Origin of the sequence: Chelativorans sp. AA-79 (assembly GCF_029457495.1) — a bacterium.
Lineage (GTDB): Bacteria > Pseudomonadota > Alphaproteobacteria > Rhizobiales > Rhizobiaceae > Chelativorans.
In genome coordinates this window covers 4,740,678-4,760,566 of the sequence record NZ_CP120361.1, presented here as the reverse complement: position 1 = coordinate 4,760,566, position 19,889 = coordinate 4,740,678, and the positions used below count along the sequence as shown (strand labels likewise).

Sequence of the window (19,889 nt, the reverse complement as noted above, 5' to 3'; positions counted from 1 at the left end):
GGCGTCGCCTAGCCTTCGTCAACGATCGAGTTGGCGAGCGTGCCGATGCCGCTGATCTCGACCTCGACGCGGTCCCCCGCCTTCATGAACAGCTTGGGCTCGCGGAACAGACCCACGCCACTTGGCGTGCCGGTGGCGATGACGTCGCCCGGCAGCAGTTCGGTGACCGTGGAGATGTATTCGATCAACGCCGGTACGTCGAAGGCCAGATCGGAGATGGGCGTCGACTGCATCACCGCGCCGTTCAGCCGGGTCTCCATCGACTGGACGGCTGGGTCGCCAAAGGCGTCGGCGGTCACCAGCCAGGGACCCATGGAGCCGCTGCGATCGAAGTTCTTGCCGGCCCAGAACTGCGTGGTGTGGCGCTGGAAATCCCGAATCGACCCGTCGTTGAAGCAGCTATAGCCGGCAACATGGGCATAGGCGTTCGCTGCGGGAATGGCCCGGCCCGCCTTGCCGATCACAACGGCAAGCTCACCCTCGAAGTCGAACCAGTCGGAAGCCTTTGGTCGCAGCAGATCGAAGCCGTGGCCGACGATCGACGACGGATAGCGGGTGAAGATGGAGGGCTTCTTCGGGGCCTCGCGTCCCGTCTCCTTGATGTGGGTCATATAGTTGAGGCCGATGCACAGGATCTTGTCCGGGTTTGGGATCGGCGAAAGGAGCGTCACATCGGAGAGCGCCATCCGCTCGCCGCTCGCATCCTTGCCCAGCTCGGTGAGCGCTCCCGCTGCGATGACGGCCCGCAAATCGGCATGGCAATCGCGGAGCGCTTCTCCGGCGTCGATCAGCGTTTTGCCGTCGACGACGCCGTACGATCGGGTTCCATCAGGCATAATGTATGAACAGACACGCATGTCATGTCTCCTGGCAGGTGTTGATGTGTGGGGGAGGTTGGTCTGGCGCGCCGTCACTCGTTGCTGACGATGCTGTCAAGCCAGGCGCAGTTGCAGGCGGGATCGGCGGCGCGCATTCCGCGCCGGGCCGCATCGAGCCGCATCTCGCACAACCGCGCGCGGTCGGGCGAATCCTCGGGCATGTAGAGGCGCTCATGCCCCCAGTAGCTTGGTCCGTCGAAGGTTTCGTGGGGCTGCCAGGTTGCCGGGTCGATGACCCGTGCTCCCCAGCCATATTCCACGAAGAAGCCCGATGGCGAATTGGCGTAGAAGCTCGTCATGTGGTCGTTCGAGTGGCGGCCCAGCGTATAGGCGACGCGGCCGTCCTCCTGCTGGGCAAGATCGTAGCCCTGCCCGACATCGTCCAGCGAAAGCAGTTCGACCATGAAGTGGTGCATGCCCTTGCGGCCGGTCCCGACCATGGCGAAGGAATGGTGACGGCCATTGAGGTGGAAGAAATAGAGCTTGAAAGGCTTGAGTCCGTAGTCGGTGACCTGGAAGCCCAGCAGGTCGCGATAGAATGGCAGGAGGACATCCACGTCCCGGGCGTGAAGCACCGCATGGCCCATTCCCAGCGACCCCGTCTTGAAGCCGGAAATCGGCCTGCCGGCGAGGAACGGTTCCGAAGCGATATCGGGTCCGCAGAACACTTCGAGCCGATTGCCCTCCGGGTCCGAGAACGAGATCAGCCGCGTCACATGGCGCTGGTCGGCCAGCGAAATCCCTTCAAGGCGCACCGCGACGCCGGCATTCTCGAGACGGCCGGCGAGCGCATCGAGCGCTCCCGGGCTTTCGATCTCCCAGCCCATGAAGTCCAGGCCTTCGTCGCCTTCCCCCGACACGATCAGGCGCTGCTTGCGATCGTCCATACGGAAGGCACGAATCTTGCCGCCGGCATCAACCTGCTGCATGCCGAGAAGATCGGTCGCGAAGCTCTGCCAGTCAGCCGTCCGCGAGGAGCGGACGCCTATATATCCGAGCGATGCGAGTGCCATTGTTCCTATCCCTGGAGCGCCTCCGCCAATGCTTGGCGGCGGCAATCGGGTTGCGCGGGCCGTCAGTTTGTCCCTTGAGCCTCGGCAACCGCCTCGACGAACGCGTTGTAGATCGCCTGGCCGTTCTCGTTCTGCTCGATCCATTGATGCGTGGCGATGGCAACGGCTTCTTTCCATTGCCCGAGCTGTGCTTCATCGGGCTCCACGACGGTGATCGTGCCCTTTGCAAGCAGTTCGTCGCGTGCTTCGGCGATGTTGGCGTCGAAGGACGCGCCGAAGCGTTCGGAGAAGGCCGCGCCGGAGAATTTGTCGATCGCCGCCTTGGCCTTGTCGGAGAGGCTTTCGTATTTGGCCTTGTTCATGACGACGAGCATCGGCGTCGCACCGAGAGGTGCCGTATTGAAGTGGGTTATCACGTCACCCATGCGGAAGGTCTCGATCGCGCCCCATTGGGTGAAGGTTCCGTCGATCAGGCCGCGGCTGATGCTTTCAGCGACCGTGGGGCCGGTGATGCCGCCGACCGGAACCGAACCGAGCGCCTCGACGGCCGACAGCATGGTCGGCCCGGGAGCGCGAACCTTCAGGCGCTTCATGTCCTCTGGGGCCGTCACCTGTTTCGTCGACGCGATGGAGTTGGGGTAGGACACGAAGATGCCCAGCATCTTCAGCTTGTCGAAGTCCCCCTTGAAGTGGCCGTCCTCATACATCTTCCACATCGCCAGCGAACCCGCCGTCGAGCTCGGAATGAGAAAAGGAAGCTCCGCCACGGTGCTCTCCTGGAAACGGCCGGGCGAATAGCCGGGGATCACCCAGGCGATGTCGGCAACGCCGCCCTCGATGAGCTGGAGTTGCTGGGCAGGATTTCGGCCGAGCGATCCGCCCGCGAACATCTGGATCGTGAGCTCGCCTTCCGACGCTGCCGAGACATCCTCGGCCCACGGGGTCAGGATCTCTTTCGTTACGTGGGCGACGGGCGGCTCGAAGCTTGAAAAACGCAACGTCTCGGCCGATGCGGGAACCGTGATGATACCGAGCGCGGCAGTGGCGCCAAGCAGCCTGGTCATGAACGTCATTGCATCCTCCCTGCTGGTTCGTTCGATGATGGAATGACGCTAATGCGGTCCTTTCGACATGGCATTGCGCGCCTGCGAACTGTCCGCTCAGCGGACATCGCTAGTGCAGCACGCTGGGCAGCCACAGGGTCAATTGCGGGAACAGGGTCAGCAGAAGCAGCCGGACCAATTCGGCGATCAGGAAGGGCATTATGCCGCGATAGATCGTTCCCAGGCTGATCGACCGGTACATCGAATTCAGCACCATCACGTTGATGCCGATAGGAGGTGTCATCATGCCGATCCCGATCACGACGACATTGATGATACCCCACCAGACCAGATCATATCCGAAGGACAGGATGAGCGGGATCACAAGCGGCAGCGTGATCACCATCGCGGCGACTTCATCGAAAAATGCGCCGAGAAAGATGTAGAGCACGAGCAGCAGCACGAGGACTACGATAGGCGGTACCGGCAGTCCGGAGATCGCCCCGACCATGAACGCGGCTGCGCCGGAGACCGCCATGAAGTAGGAGAAGATGGTGGCGCCGAAGACCATGATGTAGATCATCGCCGTCCCGGCACTTGCCTCCGCAAGCACGCCAATCAGCGTATTCCATGTGAACCGGCCCTTGGCGACCAGCAGCACAAACGCGAACACGACGCCTACGGCGGCCGCCTCGTGGACGGTGAATATGCCCGAATAGATGCCGCCCATGACCACGACGAACAGGACGATGACGCCCCAGGCCTGACCGGTGGCGTGGACCCGCTGACGCATGGTGGCGCGCTCGCCGCGCTGTGCGGCTTCAGGCTCCATCGCCAACTTCACCTGGATGGCGATCATGTAGAAGATGATGGCCAGGGCCGCAGGAACAATCGCCGCCGAAAAGAGGTCAAGCACCGATTGCTCCGTCAGCACGGCGTAGAGGATCATCATGCTCGACGGGGGCACGATGATGCCGAGCGTCCCGCCGGCCGCGATCGAGCCTGCTGCAAGGTCGGGCCTGTAGCCGCGTTCGAGCATCTCGGGCATTGCAACCCGGCCGAACGTCGCCGTGGTCGCTACGCCCGATCCGCATATCGCGCCGAAGCCGGCGCTCGCCGCGATTGTCGTCGACGCCAGGCCGCCGCGACGGTGACCGATCAGCACATTGGCGAGATTGTAGACATCGGACGCGAGGCCCGCGGCGGCGGCCAGGCTGCCCATCAGCATGAAAAGCGGGATCACCGCCAGGTCGAGATTGGCCATCGCCGATGCCGGCTCGGTTGCCATCAACGAGACCGCAGGCCCCCAACCCACGATCGAGGCAAAGCCGGCGACGCCGACGAGCGCCATGGCCACGCCGATCGGAACGTGGACGACGATCAGCACCATCATCGCGAGGAAGCCCACGAGGACAATGAGTAGGGGATCCAAGTGATGTTCCTTCGCTGGAGGGCGATCTGTTCAGAGGATGGCGTCGCCGCCGGCCGGCTCCGGGTGACTCCCGTCATCGGTTCTGCCGAAGAGCAGCGTGCTGATGTCGGAGATCGTAACCAGAACCTGCACGATCGCGGCTGCGATCATCAGCGCGGATGCGCCCATCCACCAAGGCCAGATGGGCCAGCCCAGCACCCAGGTGCGGTCTCCGGTTTCGCGTAGGCCTTCCGCATAAGGCACGAAGCGCCACGCCACTAGGATGATGAACACAAGCGTGAACAGGCTGGCCACCACGTCGAGCAGGCGCCGTGCGCGCACGCCGGCGATCGAGCCGAGGACCTCGACCGAGATGTTCTGCTTCATTGCCAGGTTCGCTGGAATACAGGCGGCGATCACGATGGCCATGACGACGGAACTGACGTCGTTGACACCGTGGAGAGGTGCGTTGAACAGCCACCTCAACAGGATGTCCAGCGTGGTCATTGCCGCAAGCAGCAGCAGGCCGAAGAAGCCGATGAGCGCAACGACACGTGCGGCGGCTCTGATGCGCCTTTCGATGTTTTCCAAGTGTTTCCTCCCACCGCGGCCAGGGACCGAACGGACAGGCGGACACTCTTGACATGCAGACGGCTCGTTGCAATGTAGCCCCCGCGATTGTCCGTATCGTGAACATCAGGAGGCTGCACCATTTCGACTTTCGGCGCGGTTCGCTCCCTGCAGCGTGGACTGGAGGTACTCCAGGCAATCAACTGCAACAATGGGTTGAGGGCAGCAGAAGTCGCCCGCATTGTCGGCATCCCGCGGCCGACGGCATATCGTCTGCTTGAAACGCTGGAAGGGCTGGGTTTCGTCGTGCGCGGCCCGTCGGAGGACGCCTGGCGTCCGACGTTGCAAACCAAATCGCTCAGCTCCGGATTTCGCGACGAGGACTGGGTGGCGCAGGTTGCGGTGCCGAGGATGATGAAGCTCGGCCGCAAGATCCTCTGGCCACTCGATCTCGTCACCTTCCACGACTATCGCATGGCCATTCGCGAATCGACCCACAACATCAGCCCGTTCTCGGTCGATCACGGCATGGTGGGGCGCGAGCTGCCGGTGCTCGAGACTGCGGGCGGGCGGGCGCATCTGGCCTTCGTGCCCCGTCAGGAACGCGCGCAGATCATCGAAGGGTTGAGGGAGCGGCTCGGCAGCGACGTCGTCGATTTCCACGATGACGGACCGCTGGACTACATCCTGGCCCACACGTTGGAACTTGGCGTGGGATTTCGCATCAAGGGCTTCAACGCCCGCACGATGAGCATCTCCGCGCCGATCTACAGCGGCGAGCGGCCTATCGCCTGCCTCACCATGATCTGGATCGGCACGGCCTTGAAGTTCGAGGAAGCGCTAAGGCTTCACAGGGACGCACTCATCTCGACCGCGGCGTCCATCTCGGAAGATCTGGCCCGGGTGGCCGCCGAACAAAGCGAAGAGTAGCGGTCGAGTTCGGCTCGCAATCGTTCGGGCGCGAAGGCGGCCGCGCAATAGCGGTCCGGCCTGATGAGCATGATCTGGTCGCGGTGCGTCAAGAGCGGCCTGGCTATCCGGGCACGGTCCTGATCTGCGGAATGCCCGGCCGGCTCAAGGATCACCGTGTTGAGCGGAAGCCCCAGCAGTCTGCCCTGGTCCAGTTGCTCCAGGGCCAGGTAGCCGGGCCCGTTCTGGGCAATCAGCGCGAAACCTTCACCAAGGTGATCGTCCAGAAGCCGCGCCCCGCTGCCGATGCGCGGCTGTGGGATCATCTCTCCGACCAGGCTTGCCTCGAATGTCGGCTGGTCGAGGTCGAGGAAAAGGCCGGCATTGTAGCGAGGTTTCGGCTTGAAGCGCATCTGGATCAGGTAGTCGCGCACGGCCGGAAACGGTTCGAGCGCCTTGAGCAGCAGGTCGCGGAACTTCAGTTCCTCGCTGCTGGACGGCATGACGAAGCTGCCCATCGTCACGGCGAGCAGGATCATGTCCCACGCCGGCCCGCGGCGCTCGGCGTCATAGCTGTCGAGCATGGCCGCATCGGCACCGCCAACCGCCGCCGCAATCTTCCATGCCACGTTGTGGGCGTCCCGCAGGCCGGCATTCATGCCTTGTCCCGCGAACGGGGGCGTCAGGTGTGCTGCATCTCCCATCAGCAGTATGCGCCCCTGCCGGAAGCGCTCGGCGATGCGGGCATGGAAGGTGTAGACGGTCTTTCGCAACACGTCGCGCTCGTCATGGCGGCGGAACGGCTTCAACAGGCCTGCCAGGAAATCCGGGGACAGAACCTTCTCGCGATCTTCCCCCGGCAGCACCATGAATTCGTAACGCCGGCCGCCATTGGGTGCCGGCACGCTGACTGCGGGGCGGACGCTGCTGCAGAAGAATTTCGAGAACAGCGAACGGTCGGGATCGTCACTCATGTCTATGACGATCCAGTCCTGTCGATAGGTGTTGCCGCTGAGCGTGATGCGCAGGCGCTCACGGATCGGGCTTCGGCCGCCGTCGCAGGCAAGCACCCATTGTGTTGCGATTCGATGGCGCTCCCCGTCTGCAGCCTCGACTGTCACCACCGCGCCGTCGGCATCCGTTTCCACGTCGACGACGTTGGACGAAAATCGCAGGCTGCCCGGCGCCTGCTCTTCGAGCCGGTTTCTCAAAGCCTCTTCGAATTCGGGTTGATAGATATACTGGCGCTTGGGGAAGCCGTAGCTCTGCACTCCGGCGCCGGTCTCGGCGAAGCATGTTCCGTCATCGGCAAAATATTTCGAGCCGATCGCCGGCGTGGTGTTGGCGACATAGGTGCGGTCGAGACCGAACACCTGCAGGGTGCGCGCGCCCTCGTCGTCGATCACGATCGCGCGCGGCAGGTTCATGGGACCGGGTTCGCGGTCGAGGACGATGGCCTCGACGCCGTATGCGGCAAGCAGATTTGCGGCGGTCAGGCCCGTCGGGCCTGCTCCGACAATCACCACCGGAACCTTGGCCGGGTATGTCGACATTGCCAGCGTTCTCCTACCTTCTCCTGAGCGAACTTGCGCGACTTAAAACGCCGGTCCGGCGGCGCGTCCACGCTCCGCATTCGGCCGTCCGCATCGCGGACAGCTCACATCGCAAAGCTGCTTCGGCACTCGCGAACGACAGAATGGGCCGTGAAGAAAAAGCAGGGGACCGCCATGACACGCGCTGAAGACACGTTGCTCATCGTCCAACTCGTCCAGGCCTGGGGTCTATGGCGCGACCAGGGCGACTGGGATCGACTGGCGGAGACCTTTGCGCGCGACGGCCTCATCTCGGTCTCGTGGTTTGCCGGCCTTCATAACGATTTCATCGAGCGTTGCCGTGCGACCCACAAAAAGACCTCGCCGCGCAGCAAGCATCTGATCGGAACACCCTTCGTGCAGGTGGGAGAAGACAGGGCGCTGGCGGAAACGAGCATCCAGATTCTCGGCCGGGCGACCCTGGCCGGCGTCACGGTCGACAATACGAGCTATGCACGCTTCCTCGATCGCCTGATCCGCCAGGACGGCGTCTGGCGCATTTCCGAACGCATTGCCATCTATGAGAAGGATCGGCTCGATCCGATCGTCCCGTCGCCCGTCTTCGATCGCTTCATGAACGAGACGGACTTTTCGTCCATCCCGGAAGCCTATCGCTTTCTCGGTTACCGGCTGATCCAGGGTGGCCGTACCTTGCGGCCCGGCATCGTCGTCGACGGTTCGCCCGAGGCGGAGCACTTGCTTGCTGAAGCGAAAGGCTGGCTGCTGGACGCCTAGCCGGCCGGCTTGCGGATCGCGGCCTTCCTGCCGCGATAGTGCACCGTCAGCTCGAGCGGGACGTCGTTCTCGTCGTACGCGCCGAGTACCACGCCGCGGCGGCGGATACCGGTGCGCATTTCCATCAGTTGGGCTTCGCTCCGTGTCGTCCGCTGCGATATGCGGCGCGTCCATGCGAACAGGCGCTCGTACATCTCCTCGATGATTGTCGCATGCTCATCGCTGTCGCCGAGATCGTGCAGTTCGTCCGGATCGGCCTCAAGGTCGAAAAGGATCGGTCGGAAGCCGCCCTCGCAGTGGATCAGCTTGTATCGCTTGTCGGCGACCATGAACATGACCGCTTCGCGCGCGCTGACCCCCAGCCGCTCGGCGATGGGGGTGGCGGCGTAGTCGTATTCGCAGATGACACGGTCACGATGAGCGCCGTCCGACCTGCCATGCAGGATGGGCACAAGCGACTTGCCTTCCACGACGTGGCCGACCACTTCGGGATCGCCTCCTGCGATTTCGAGAAAGGTCGGCAGCAGGTCGATGCTTTCGACAAGTTCGTCACAAACCGTGCCGCGCGTCGCATCCGCATCGCCGGACGGATCGAAGATGATGAGGGGGATCTTGACCGACGTGTCGTGGAAGAAGGTCTTCTCTCCCATCCAGTGATCGCCGAGGAAATCGCCGTGGTCGGAGGTGAGCACGATCAAGGTGTCGTCCATCCGCCCGGTCCGCTCCAGCCATTCGAACAACAGGCCGATCTGGTCGTCGCATTGCTTGATGAGCCCCATATAGGCCGGAATCACCGCTTCCCGCACCTCGTCACGGCTGAATGCCTTGCCGACGGGCGACGTCATGAATGCCTTGAGCACCGGATGCGCTTTGTCGAATTCCTCTTTCGTCCGCACCGCGGGCTTGATGTGCGAGGTGCCGTACATAGCGTGATACGGCGCCGGCACGACATATGGCCAGTGCGGCTTGATATAGCTGAGATGGCACAGCCACGGTGCGGAGGCCTGCTCGATGAACTCCGTCGCGCGACGCGTCAGATAAGGCGTTTCGCTGTCGATTTCCTCGATATTCGCCGCCTCGGCGGCATTTTTCATGAACCAGCCGGACAGTACGTTTCCAGCCTCGTCCACGCCCGAATTGGCGTGGTCGTGCCAGGGATTGTCGCTCGCATAGCCCCGCTCTCGCAGATAATGCGAATAGCGATGTCCATCGGGGTTTTCGAGAGGTCCGTCAGGACCGACGGCGACCATGCCGTCGTCGCGCTCGAACACGTCGAAGCCGCATTCGGCCACGCGGGCGCCGATGATGCTGTCCGGATCGAGCCCAAGCCGACGCATCCCTTCGGCATCTGCGCGCATATGGGTCTTGCCCACCAGCCAGCAGCCCATGCCGGCCGCCCGCAGATGGTCGCCCATCGTCATCTCTCCAACCTTGAGCGGGACGCCGTTCCACGACGCGCCGTGACTGTGGACGTAGCGCCCGGTATAGGTCGACATCCGGGAAGGGCCGCAGATTGGCGATTGCACGTAAGCCCGCGTGAACCGCACTCCGCGTGAAGCCAGCCTGTCTATGTTGGGCGTTTTGAGCTGCGGGTGCCCGTAGCAGCTCAGATAGTCCCAGCGAAGCTGGTCGAACATGACGAACAGGATGTTCTTCGGCTTCATTGACAATCCTCGTGTCCGTTCAACAGTCGTCCCCTCATCGACAACGTATCGGCGCGGGGCGGTAATGGCGGCAGCCTCAGGCATCGCATCGCCTCGCGACACCACTCGGTGCCGGTTGTCCGCTGCATGAACACGGCAGCTTACGCAATTGCGATTGCCTGGCTCGGCGGAATGAGTGGGTGGATTGCCGGGAGGAATCGATACGAGCAGCAACCTTGCCATCCGTCGTTCGGGACGATGCGCCAGTCTACGACGTAGACATCTATTCCGACGTGGTGATCCGCGACCCCTATCCCCACTACTCTCGCATTCGCGATCTCGGTGCTGCGGTCTGGTTCTCGGCCAACGGCACATGGGCGATCGGGAGGCATGCCGACGTTCGCGCATGTCTTTCCGACCATGAGACGTTTCGTTCCGGCAACGGCGTAGCCGGAAACGACAGGGCCAACGGCATCGCCCCGGGGCAACCTGCTCGCATCCGATCCGCCGCTCCACGATCAGCTTCGCCGGATCGTGTCGGCACCGCTCAGCCTGCGGGTCCTCAACGACGTCAAGGACCCGCACTACGGTCATTGCAACGCTGACAATGTCGGTCTCCCACGGGTCAACAGTGCCGGTTGCCGGAGCGAGTACGCTGCTTTTTCCCAAGGATGCGATTCCGAGTGAGAAAGAGAAAAAAAATTCAATGAACTCAATAATTTATGGTGTATGGCGCCCAGGGACGGAATCGAAAAAGTTTTCAAAATGAAAGACTTACGCCTTAGTGGGAAACCCGGAACGCCTCGTTGTATTTCGTAGCTTTTTGTCTGCGTCTTTCCCACTTTTGGCTTTTTTTTCAGGCGAGCGCCGGTCTGAATGATCCGGCTGAAGCTCACATTGATTAAATACGCTGCCTGCAGTGCACGTCGCGATCGAATGAAAGACCTATGTTCCGATCGGCGGTCGGAACGGGCGGTCGCGCCAGAAGCCTTTGCCGAGTCCATCTCAAAATGTCGCGTTTGGGGACCAAGCGGGCCGGCAGCTTCCGGTGTCAGAAGGCGCAAGCGGACAGTCAGTTGTCGGGACCGACAGCTCTCTGTGAGAGACCTTCGCTTACTCGCCGTCCCAGACCGTGCGGCCGTGTAAGGAGCCAGGCGAGAACTTGGCAATGAGGCCTTCACATTGATGTGGTCAAATCAGGAGCGCTTTGGAAACCCCAAGTTCCCTCGATTCGGCATTTGGGATGCGCCAGGAAACTCCAAGCAGTTTGCGAAGTGCGATCCGTCGGTCATAGTCAGGCCATGACCAAAGCCAAACTGCGAGAATACAGACGCAAGCGCGACTTCTCGAAAACGGGGGAGCCTGTGGGCGGGCCCCGCGGCGTCGGGGGCAACCGCTTTGTCGTCCACAAGCATTCGGCGACCGCGGACCATTACGACCTGCGGCTTCAGGTGGGTGACGTGCTCAAGTGCTGGGCCGTGCCGAAAGGACCCTCCCTCAATCCGGACGACAAGCGGCTCGCGGTCGAGACCGAGGATCATCCGCTTGAATATGTCGACTTCGAGGGCGTGATCCCCGAGGGCGAGTACGGCGGCGGACCGATGATCGTCTGGGACACGGGCGTCTGGGCGCCCATGGACGATATAGGGAAGAGCCTCGCTTCGGGCAATTTCAAGTTCCGCCTGGCGGGCGAGAAGCTGAACGGCGGCTGGATGCTCACCCGGCTGAAGCCCAGGGACCGCGAGACGAAGCGCAACTGGCTTCTGTTCAAGGAGCGCGACCTGGCCGCCGACGGCAAGCGCGACATCCTTCAAGAGCGGCCCGAAAGCGTCAAGAGCGGCCGGCGCATCGAGGAGCTGGTGGAAAAGCCGAAGCCCGCGGCGCGGCCACCGAGGCCCGGCAAGGCGCCCGGTGCGGCGAAGGCGCCGATGCCGGACCGCGTCGAACCCCAGCTCGCCACCGCCGCCGACCGGCCGCCGGACGGTGAGGATTGGCTACACGAGATCAAGTTCGACGGCTACCGCACCATGGCGCACGTCTCGAACTGCGCGGTGCGGCTGATCACGCGCAGCGGGTTGGACTGGACCAGGCGCTACCGCGGTCTCGCCGGCGCATTCGCCGCGCTTCGCTGCCGCGAGGCGGTCATCGACGGCGAGGTCGTGGTGCTCGACGACAAGGGGATCGCCCGCTTCGCGCTGCTGCAGGACGCACTTGCCGAGGGAGAGGGCCACAAGCTCCTCTTCTACGCCTTCGACCTTCTCCATCTCGACGGCTGGAATCTCACGAACGTCCCGCTTGAGCGTCGCAAGGAACTGCTCTCCAGGCTGCTTTCGGGGCACGTGGGCGCGCGCTCGGCCATCCAGTACAGCGACCACGTGGCCGGCGACGGACGGGCGTTCTACGAGCGGGTCAGCGAGATGGGGCTCGAAGGCATGGTGTCGAAGCGTGCTTCGGCTCCCTATCGGCAAGGCCGCTCGAAAAGCTGGACGAAGACCAAGGCGCTGCAGACGGGCGACTTCGTCATCGGCGGCTACACCGTGTCCGAGGCTGCGGAGGGGATCGCCGCGCTGGCGCTCGGCGAGTGGGAGGAGGGCGAGCTCGCCTATCGCGGCAAGGTGGGCACCGGCTTCGATGCCGAGATGCTCGGCCGGCTACGCGAGCGGCTGGAGCCGCTCCGGTACGGCGCGGTCCGGCTCGACGGCGCGCCGAAGGACGTCATCTGGGTGCGCCCGGTGCTCACCGCGCAGGTCCACTACGCCAACCGCACCCAGGACAACATGCTCCGCCACGCCGTGTTCAAGGGCCTGCGGGAAGCGGAGCTGTCGAGTGAAGCTGCTCCGGTCGAGCGGAAGCGGCTGATCTCGGACGCCGACCTCGCCGCCATCTGGGTGACCAATCCGACGCGGCGCTTGTTCGGCAGGTCCGGCCCCACCAAGCTGGACGTGGCCGTCTACTACGCGCTCGTGGGCGACTTCATGCTGCCGCACATCATCGGCCGGCCGGTCTCGCTGATGCGCTGCCCGACGGGCAAGCCGCAGGACTGCTTCTTCCAGCGTCACGCATTCGGCGGCATGCCGTCCTCCGTCACAACCTTCCAGTCCGTCAATTCCGAAGGCGAGGACAAGACCTACCTGGCGGTGGAAGACGCGAAGGCTTATCTGGCGCTCGCCCAGTTCGGCGTCGTCGAGTTCCACACCTGGGGGACGATGCGCAAGCGGCTGGAAAAGCCCGACCGCATCGTCTTCGACCTCGACCCGGGCGAGGGGATCGGCTGGCGGGAGATCGTCGAGGCGGCGGTCCACATCCGTGCGGAACTGGAGGGCCTCGGGCTCGTCCCTTTCGTCAAGACCTCGGGCGGTAAAGGCATCCATGTCGTTGTGCCGATCAAGCCGAAATTAGGCTGGAAGGAGGTTCACCAGCGCACGGGCGCGATCGCCGCCGCAATCGCCGCAACCGCGCCCGACACCTTCACCACCAACATGGCGAAGGACAAGCGCAGGCGCCGTATCTTCATCGACTTCCACCGCAACGCCCGGGGCGCCACCGCGGCCGCCCCCTTTTCGCTGCGCGCGCGGACCAGCCTGCCGGCGTCGACGCCGCTGACGTGGGCCGATATCGAATCCATCGACGCTCCGGAAGATTTGAATTATTCTTCACTTCCGGGGTTGTTAACCGTTTCCGGCGATCCTTGGGCGGAAATGTCGGATTTTGCCAGGGAGCTGCCGTCCTTGTCCATGACAAGGAAGTAGTTGCGTAGGAGATCGTCATGGCGCCGAGAGCGAGTTGGAAGGGTTATCTGAAGCTGAGCCTGGTGAGTTGCCCTGTCCGGCTCTACCCCGCCACCAGCACCCGCGACCGCATAACCTTCAACCAGCTCCACAAGGAGACGCACAACCGGATCAACATGAAGCCGGTCGACCCGGAGCTCGGGCTCGTCGAGCGCTCGGATCTGGTCAAGGGCTACGAATACGAGGATAAGCAGTACATCATCGTAGAGGACTCCGACCTTGAGAGCGTCAGGATCGAGTCCAACCACACGATGAGCATCGAGGCCTTCGTGGACGCGGATTCGGTCGACGTCATCTATCAGGACACGCCCTACTATCTGGCGCCGGACGGTGCGATGGCGGAGGAGACCTTCGTGGTCTTGCGCGAGGCGCTGCGCAAGTCGGGCAAGCTGGCGATCGCGCGGTTGGTGCTTTCAAGCCGCGAACGGGTGATCACCATTTCGCCGCGCGAGACCGGCATGTTCGTCTGCACGCTCAGGAACCCGAACGAGGTCCGCGGCACGGCCGAGTATTTCGGCAACATTCCCGTCGGCAGCCCAGACCCCGAGATGCTGGAGCTCGCCGAAAGGCTGATCGAGCAGAAGACGACCGAGTTCGATCCGATGGATTACGAGGATCGCTACGAGATCGCCTTGATGAACATGATCAAGGAGAAGCTGAAAGGCCACAAGCCGATCGTCGCCGCCGCACCCGAGCGCGGCAACGTCATCAACCTCATGGACGCGCTGAAGGCATCGCTGTCGCAGTCGAAGCCGCCGGCGAAGAGCAAGACGAAAGCGGAACCGGCGGCGAAGCCCGCCGCCAAGGCCGCTGCGGGCGGCGACAAGTCCGCGCCCAAGCGAGCGAGCCGGAAGAAGGCGTGACCTCCGTCGCAGGAACCACGTTCGGCATCGTCGGTCCCCTGGCCGCCTTTCCCCGCCGGCTGGCCGCCCGCGAGGTGGAACGGCAGCACGGGCACTTGAGGAGCGGCGTCACCCGCCGGACGTCCCATGTGGTCTTCGGCCGCAAGCTTCTCGAGCGCGACAGCGAGGCCAGGATCGATGAACGCTTCGAGGCCGAATGCGGTGCGGGCCGCCGGCCGGTCAGCGAAAACGGCTTTCTCAGGCTTCTGGGGCTCCTGCAGGCGCCGGAGAGCCCGTCGGTCGACCGGCAAGCCCTGCTCGACCAGTCGGGACTGTCCGAGCGGGAGCTTGCCCTCTTGTCACTGTTCGACGCGTTCGAGCACGACAACGAGCCCTACTCCTTCCGCGACATGATCCTGGCGAGGAAATATGCCGGCCTGATCGCTGGTGGCGCCGGCTGGAGCACGATCGCCCGCTCCGTCCACCGCTCGTCCGGCCCGGTGACCTCGCTCACGTCGTTGTCGCTGGAGGCCGAGGGGCGGGAGGCAATCTACGCCCGCATGGGCGAGCGGCTGAGCGAGCTCGACGGGCAACTGCTCCTGCCCATGGACCGGGCGAACGACGCGGAGCTGGAGGAGCTGTTCCAGCTTGCGGAAGAGGCCGAGGCCGAGGAGCGGCACGAGGAGGCGGCCGCGCTCTACGAGCGCTGCCTATCGATCGATCCGGGCGACGCGGTCGCCGCCTTCAATCGTGCGAACAATCTCGGAGCGGTCGGCCGTTCGCAAGAGGCGCGCCGGGCCTATCTTCTCGCCTTGAAGCTCGATCCCTCCTTTGTGGAGGCCTGGTTCAACCTGGCAAATCTTTCGAAGGCAGCGGGGCGGCCTGGGGCGGCCCGTGACTGCCTGCGGGAGGCGATCCGGCTCGACGACGCATACGCGGACGCCGTCTATAACCTTGCCGCCCTGGAGTTCGAGGCCGGCAATCTCGCCGAAGCACGGAACTGGTGGGCCCGCTATCTGGAGCTCGACGACCGATCCGAGTGGGCGCGCAACGCCACGAAGGGCATTCAGTTCGTCGATCTTCAGATCGCCAAGAGAGGTGCCGGTTGAATGGTGCGGTTTCTCGTCGACGGCCCGCCGGAAGCGCGCGTGACGATCCTGCTCGCCCACGGCGCCGGCGCACCGATGGACTCGGCGTCCATGACGGCCGCCGCAACGGCGCTGGCCGACGCCGGCTTCCGCGTCGCGCGCTTCGAGTTCACCTATATGGCGAGCCGCCGGACAGAGTCCGGGCGCAAGCCGCCGCCGCGCGCCGAAAGCCTGAAGGGCGAATACCAGGCGGCGGTGGAGGAGTTCGCATCGGACGGTCCGCTGATCATCGGTGGAAAGTCGATGGGCGGGCGCGTCGCGAGCATGGTGGCCGACGAACTCCACGACGGAGGCAGGATCGCCGGCCTCCTCTGCCTCGGCTACCCCTTCCATCCTCCGGACAAGCCCACACAGCTCAGGACGGCGCACCTCGCCGGCCTGAAGACGCCGACACTGATCTGCCAGGGCACGCGCGACCCCTTCGGCACCCGCGAGGAGGCCCCAGGCTACGCACTGTCGGACCGGATCGAGATCCTCTGGCTCGAGGACGGCGACCACGATCTGAAGCCGCGCAAGAAGATCTCCGGCTATTCCGCCGCCGATCACCTGAGGACCATGGCGGAGGCGGTCGGGAGATGGGCCGGAAAGATCGTACGCTGACGTCGTATGAAGATCGCGACCTTCAACATCAACGGCATCAACAAGCGCCTCGACAACCTGCTCGAATGGCTCGGCGAGTCGGAGCCGGATGTGGTCTGCCTGCAGGAGCTGAAGGTGGCCGATGCGCAGTTTCCGCGCAGCACTGGAAGAAGCCGGCTATAGCGCCGTCTGGCGCGGCCAGTCCGCCTGGAACGGCGTTACGATCCTCGCCCGCGGTCCCAAGCCCGTGCCGACGCGCGCGGAGCTGCCCGGCGATCCGGCCGACGGGCAGGCGCGCTACATCGAGGCGGTGAACGGCGTCCTGATCGCTTGCCTGTCTGCGCCCAACGGCAACCCGCAACCCGGGCCGAAATTCGACTACAAGCTCGCCTGGATAAAGCGGCTCGAAGCCCATGCGGGCGAGCTCCTTTTGCCGCCGCCGGCATCACCAAGGGAGGCGTGCAGTACAGCTTTGGCACAAAGGACGCGTTGATTGATGCGATGTTCGAGCGTTGGGTAAAGAGCTACGCCGAGCAGTTCAACAGGATCGCCGGCGAGAACCCTGATCCGGTGACGGCGATCTAAAGAGCGACCGAGTATCTGCTCGCGCATCAGCTGGGACCGCGAAGTCCCGGGCAGCTAGCGCCCAGCTGTATTGGTCCGGTTTCCCGAACGCGGCGTGCGGATAGTACGGCATGTGAGATTATCGAACGTCCGGCCATGAGATAGCCAGTCGTTCGGTCGGCGAGGCCACCGCCTGCGTGGCAGACTCCAAAGAGAAAGGCTGTCTCCGGTGGCACCGGCTACTGAGACGACGGAACAAGGTCATGGGCATCGCCCGAAGCGTCTCGAAATCGGTTGCACATGGTGTCGAACAGCCAGGCGAGGCCGGCATCGGTCATCGCCGCCCGGGGGCAGTGGCGTTGAGCCGGAAGCGGCCGAGCGGGATCGGCGCGGCGCGGCATGCGACACTGAAGTGCGACGCGTAGCTGGCGACGAACCGTCCCGGCAGCGCCGCGACGAGGTCGATCTCGGAAACGACGGCGAGGGCGAACATGAAGTTGGGGACCGTCAGCGCGATCCGACGGGATCGCCCGAGCCCTTCAAGCGCGGTGTCGACGAAGCCGTAGGGATCGCCGGTGAGCGAGACGACCAAGTGCTGCATCTCGCAGTAGCGCTCGAGGGTTGGGTCGGACGCGAACGGATGACCGGTCCGCGTCACGACGACGAAGTCCTCCTCGTAGAGCGTCCGATGGTGAAAGCGGTTGGGGATCTCGTCCACCGCACGATGGCAACGTCCATGGTGCGCGACTCCAACTCGGCGAAGGTGGCGCGCCATGCCCGCTCGATCGTCGTCTCGCCGGCAATGGCGAGAGCTGCCGCAGGGCCATGTCGAGACCGGGGGCGCCCTCCCGTATGGCCGCGAGCAGCGGCGGCAGCACCACGGCCGAGACGCCGTCCGGCGCACCGATCGTGAAGCGGCGCGACGAGGTGGTGGGATCAAACGGCTCCGCGGTCGAGATCACGCCTCTCGCCTGATCGAGAAGGTTGGCAATCCGCCAGCGAGCTCAATGGCCCGGTCGGTTGGGATCACGCCCTTCGGTGTACGCACAAACACCGGATCATTCAGCAGCCGCCTGAGACGCCCGATGCCGTGACTGACCGCGGAGCGCGACAGGTTCAGCCGATCGGCTGCCCGGCCCACATGGCGCTCCTCGATCACCACCTCGAAGAGGACGAGGAGGTTGAGGTCCATGCGCGAGAGGTCAATTGCTTCACCATATCAATGAAATCATACCACGGGCTTCACCGAATGGAAGATGCGATTTCGTCCGCATCGCGGGGCAGCGAGCCTTGCTCCGCAATCTCAAGCATTCAGGACCTATCATGCCGATGACTCGACGTTCCATCCTTGCAGCAGGCGCCTCGTCCGTCGTGGCCGCTGCGGCAACCGCTTCCGCTCAGGAAGCTTCCGCACCCAATGAAGCAGTCGCCGAACTCGTCCGGCGGTCGGAGGAAGCGAACGCCGCGCTCGTGCGCGGCGATGTCGACCACTACCTGTCGCTGGTCACGCTGAGCGACGACTTCACGCTGATGTCGTCGTTCGGCGGCCCGACGTCGCGCGGACCATACGACGCCGCGGCGTGGCGGGAGATCGGCAGGTTCTTCCGCAACGGCACCCTCCGCCAGGAGTTGGTGCAGGCCTACAGCTCGCCCGACATGGTGGTGCTCGCCATCGTTGAGCACGGGCATGGCGAGGTCGGCGGGCTTCCGGCCCAGGACTGGCCACTGCGGGTGACCTGGTCTATCGCCGCAATGGAAGCGAGTGGCGGCTGGCGCACCGGCACGCCGATCCGCTCATCCGCGGCATCAGTCTCGAGGAGGCGGCCGCGCTCGCGGCCGGGGCCGCGTGATGGACGCGTCTCAGCTCTTCCTGTTGGCTTGGGCGGGGCTCATTTTCTGGGAGCTTGGCCAGATCTGGCTCGTCCAGATCGTCGTCTACCCGCTCTTCGCAAAGGTGAGCGAGGCCGAGTACGTGGGCTACCACCGCTTCTACGCTAGTCGCATCCCGCTGCCGGTGATCGGCCCCGGTTTCGCCGGCTTCCTGTTGCCGGTTCCGCTGGCATTCTTCGGCCCGGTGGTCCCGCTCTGGATGAGCGCCGTGAACGTCGTGGCCGGCCTAATCGGGCTGCTGGTCACGGTGCTGCTGGAGATTCCGAGGCACAATCGGCTCGAACAGTACGGCAAGAACGACGCCACGATCGCCGAGCTGACCCGCTTTAGCTGGCCGCGTACCCTGTCGATCACGACCTCGGCGGCGGTGACGATGGCTATGCTGCTGAGCGTGTTCGCAATGCCATGATCCCGATTGGCCGGTCTGGCCGAACCTCTACTGCCTAAGTGGCCGCGCCCCTAAGCTCGACAGGCCGGCCGCCGCTCGACCGCACCTTCGTGCGGGCGTTGCTCTGTGCGCTTTCCTTCCGCCTCGGACCATGGGCTGAACCAATGACTGCCGCTTACGACCCGCACGGTGCCGCCATGCTCGACTACGAGCGCGGCATCACCGATGCGATGCTGGTCTGCGAACAGGACGGCGAACGCGACGACATTCCCGCCGCCTTCTGGTTCCGGACCGGGATCGAGCCGCTCGAGGCGGCGGCGCTCGACCTCTGCCGGGGCCGCATCCTCGACGTCGGCGCCGGCACAGAGATCCACGCCCTGCTCCCGCAGGTGCGGGGCAGGCGGTGACCGCCACCGACGTCGATGCCGCCGCCGTTGACATCATCCCCGACTTCCATCGCCAGATCAAGGCGAAGCTGCTGAAGCTGGGAATGACATCTCAACTCATCCGTGAGACGACCCTTGCTCCCAACGAGTTCCTGAGCAAGGCGGGTTATCCCAAGCGAGGCACTCAGGATTCCGCCACCGTCGCCTGGAACCTGGCGACGGGCCTGTTGTACAAGACGCAAGCCGAACCTCCCTGGAATCGTAGGATGCGGCCGGGTGTCTGCTACGTTGGACTGGTCTTCAAGCTCCTCCGAAATCATCCTGACAACCACACCTGCTGTGCGGCGCAGATGTTCCTGAGCGAGGGAGATGACGTTGTCTTTCACGGAGCAAATGGACAATGGTCATAACGCTACAACTAGCAACTCATCCCAGCCTCGGTTAAGGCCGAAATGGATACCTCCCCAGCATCGGGCACCGCACCCCTGCCCACGCGATTTTCGCTCTGAA

At 64.0% G+C, this 19,889-nt stretch carries 16 protein-coding genes and 2 pseudogenes; 10 read left to right on the top strand and 8 right to left on the bottom strand.

The window, feature by feature from the left end:
• Nucleotides 1-8: 8 nt before the first annotated feature.
• From PVE73_RS23180 to PVE73_RS23160, 5 genes are all read right to left on the bottom strand, one after another.
• Nucleotides 9-857, bottom strand: coding sequence for a fumarylacetoacetate hydrolase family protein (locus tag PVE73_RS23180; protein ID WP_277364509.1), 849 nt, complete (start codon nt 855-857; stop codon nt 9-11).
• A 53-nt stretch (nt 858-910) separates the two neighbouring features.
• Nucleotides 911-1,891: a VOC family protein gene (locus PVE73_RS23175; RefSeq protein WP_277364508.1), complete on the bottom strand. Its 981-nt coding sequence runs from the start codon at nt 1,889-1,891 to the stop codon at nt 911-913.
• Between the two features lie 62 nt (nt 1,892-1,953).
• Entirely contained in the window at nt 1,954-2,964 is a 1,011-nt protein-coding gene (locus PVE73_RS23170) for a TRAP transporter substrate-binding protein (RefSeq protein WP_277364507.1), read from the bottom strand.
• 100 nt (nt 2,965-3,064) lie between these two features.
• Entirely contained in the window at nt 3,065-4,366 is a 1,302-nt protein-coding gene (locus PVE73_RS23165; protein WP_277364506.1) for a TRAP transporter large permease, read from the bottom strand.
• A gap of 30 nt (nt 4,367-4,396) precedes the next feature.
• The gene (locus PVE73_RS23160) at nt 4,397-4,936 is read right to left on the bottom strand and encodes a TRAP transporter small permease (RefSeq protein WP_277364505.1); all 540 of its coding nucleotides are present in this window, start codon (nt 4,934-4,936) and stop codon (nt 4,397-4,399) included.
• Between the two features lie 195 nt (nt 4,937-5,131).
• On the opposite strand from PVE73_RS23160, the gene PVE73_RS23155 reads away from it, so the two are divergent.
• Nucleotides 5,132-5,845 (top strand): helix-turn-helix domain-containing protein, encoded by a 714-nt coding sequence (locus tag PVE73_RS23155; RefSeq protein WP_277364504.1) that lies wholly within the window; start codon nt 5,132-5,134, stop codon nt 5,843-5,845.
• Here PVE73_RS23155 and PVE73_RS23150 read toward each other — a convergent pair.
• A complete protein-coding gene (locus PVE73_RS23150; protein WP_277364503.1) occupies nt 5,764-7,377 on the bottom strand; it encodes a bifunctional 3-(3-hydroxy-phenyl)propionate/3-hydroxycinnamic acid hydroxylase in 1,614 nt (537 codons plus the stop codon). The genes PVE73_RS23155 and PVE73_RS23150 overlap by 82 nt on opposite strands.
• A gap of 174 nt (nt 7,378-7,551) precedes the next feature.
• On the opposite strand from PVE73_RS23150, the gene PVE73_RS23145 reads away from it, so the two are divergent.
• Nucleotides 7,552-8,151 carry a nuclear transport factor 2 family protein gene (locus PVE73_RS23145; protein ID WP_277364502.1) on the top strand — a complete coding sequence of 200 codons (600 nt, stop codon included), beginning with the start codon at nt 7,552-7,554 and terminating at the stop codon, nt 8,149-8,151.
• Here PVE73_RS23145 and PVE73_RS23140 read toward each other — a convergent pair.
• Nucleotides 8,148-9,815 carry a sulfatase-like hydrolase/transferase gene (locus PVE73_RS23140; RefSeq protein WP_277364501.1) on the bottom strand — a complete coding sequence of 556 codons (1,668 nt, stop codon included), beginning with the start codon at nt 9,813-9,815 and terminating at the stop codon, nt 8,148-8,150. The two genes, PVE73_RS23145 and PVE73_RS23140, sit on opposite strands and share 4 nt — an antisense overlap.
• 1,280 nt (nt 9,816-11,095) lie before the next feature.
• Here PVE73_RS23140 and ligD point away from each other — a divergent pair.
• The 5 genes and pseudogenes from ligD to PVE73_RS23115 form a co-directional block, all read left to right on the top strand.
• On the top strand, nt 11,096-13,543 hold the full coding sequence (ligD, locus tag PVE73_RS23135) for a DNA ligase D (RefSeq protein WP_277364500.1): 2,448 nt from the start codon (nt 11,096-11,098) through the stop codon (nt 13,541-13,543).
• A gap of 17 nt (nt 13,544-13,560) precedes the next feature.
• Entirely contained in the window at nt 13,561-14,445 is an 885-nt protein-coding gene (locus PVE73_RS23130) for a Ku protein (RefSeq protein WP_277364499.1), read from the top strand.
• The gene (locus tag PVE73_RS23125) at nt 14,442-15,533 is read left to right on the top strand and encodes a tetratricopeptide repeat protein (RefSeq protein WP_277364498.1); all 1,092 of its coding nucleotides are present in this window, start codon (nt 14,442-14,444) and stop codon (nt 15,531-15,533) included. Before PVE73_RS23130 ends, PVE73_RS23125 begins: the two co-directional genes overlap by 4 nt.
• On the top strand, nt 15,534-16,172 hold the full coding sequence (locus PVE73_RS23120; protein WP_277364497.1) for an alpha/beta family hydrolase: 639 nt from the start codon (nt 15,534-15,536) through the stop codon (nt 16,170-16,172).
• Between the two features lie 6 nt (nt 16,173-16,178).
• Nucleotides 16,179-16,545 (top strand): annotated as a pseudogene (locus PVE73_RS23115) (endonuclease/exonuclease/phosphatase family protein); the annotation flags it as partial.
• A gap of 409 nt (nt 16,546-16,954) precedes the next feature.
• Here the strand turns inward: PVE73_RS23115 and PVE73_RS23110 are convergent.
• Nucleotides 16,955-17,907 (bottom strand): annotated as a pseudogene (locus tag PVE73_RS23110) (LysR family transcriptional regulator).
• Nucleotides 17,908-18,564: 657 nt separating this feature from the next.
• Between PVE73_RS23110 and PVE73_RS23105 the strand changes: the two are divergent.
• The 3 genes from PVE73_RS23105 to PVE73_RS23095 all read left to right on the top strand — a co-directional run bounded on the left by PVE73_RS23105 (nt 18,565) and on the right by PVE73_RS23095 (nt 19,789).
• On the top strand, nt 18,565-19,014 hold the full coding sequence (locus tag PVE73_RS23105) for a hypothetical protein (protein ID WP_277364496.1): 450 nt from the start codon (nt 18,565-18,567) through the stop codon (nt 19,012-19,014).
• Between the two features lie 143 nt (nt 19,015-19,157).
• A complete protein-coding gene (locus PVE73_RS23100) occupies nt 19,158-19,400 on the top strand; it encodes a hypothetical protein (protein ID WP_277364495.1) in 243 nt (80 codons plus the stop codon).
• Nucleotides 19,397-19,789 carry a hypothetical protein gene (locus tag PVE73_RS23095; RefSeq protein ID WP_277364494.1) on the top strand — a complete coding sequence of 131 codons (393 nt, stop codon included), beginning with the start codon at nt 19,397-19,399 and terminating at the stop codon, nt 19,787-19,789. Before PVE73_RS23100 ends, PVE73_RS23095 begins: the two co-directional genes overlap by 4 nt.
• Nucleotides 19,790-19,889 lie beyond the last annotated feature (100 nt).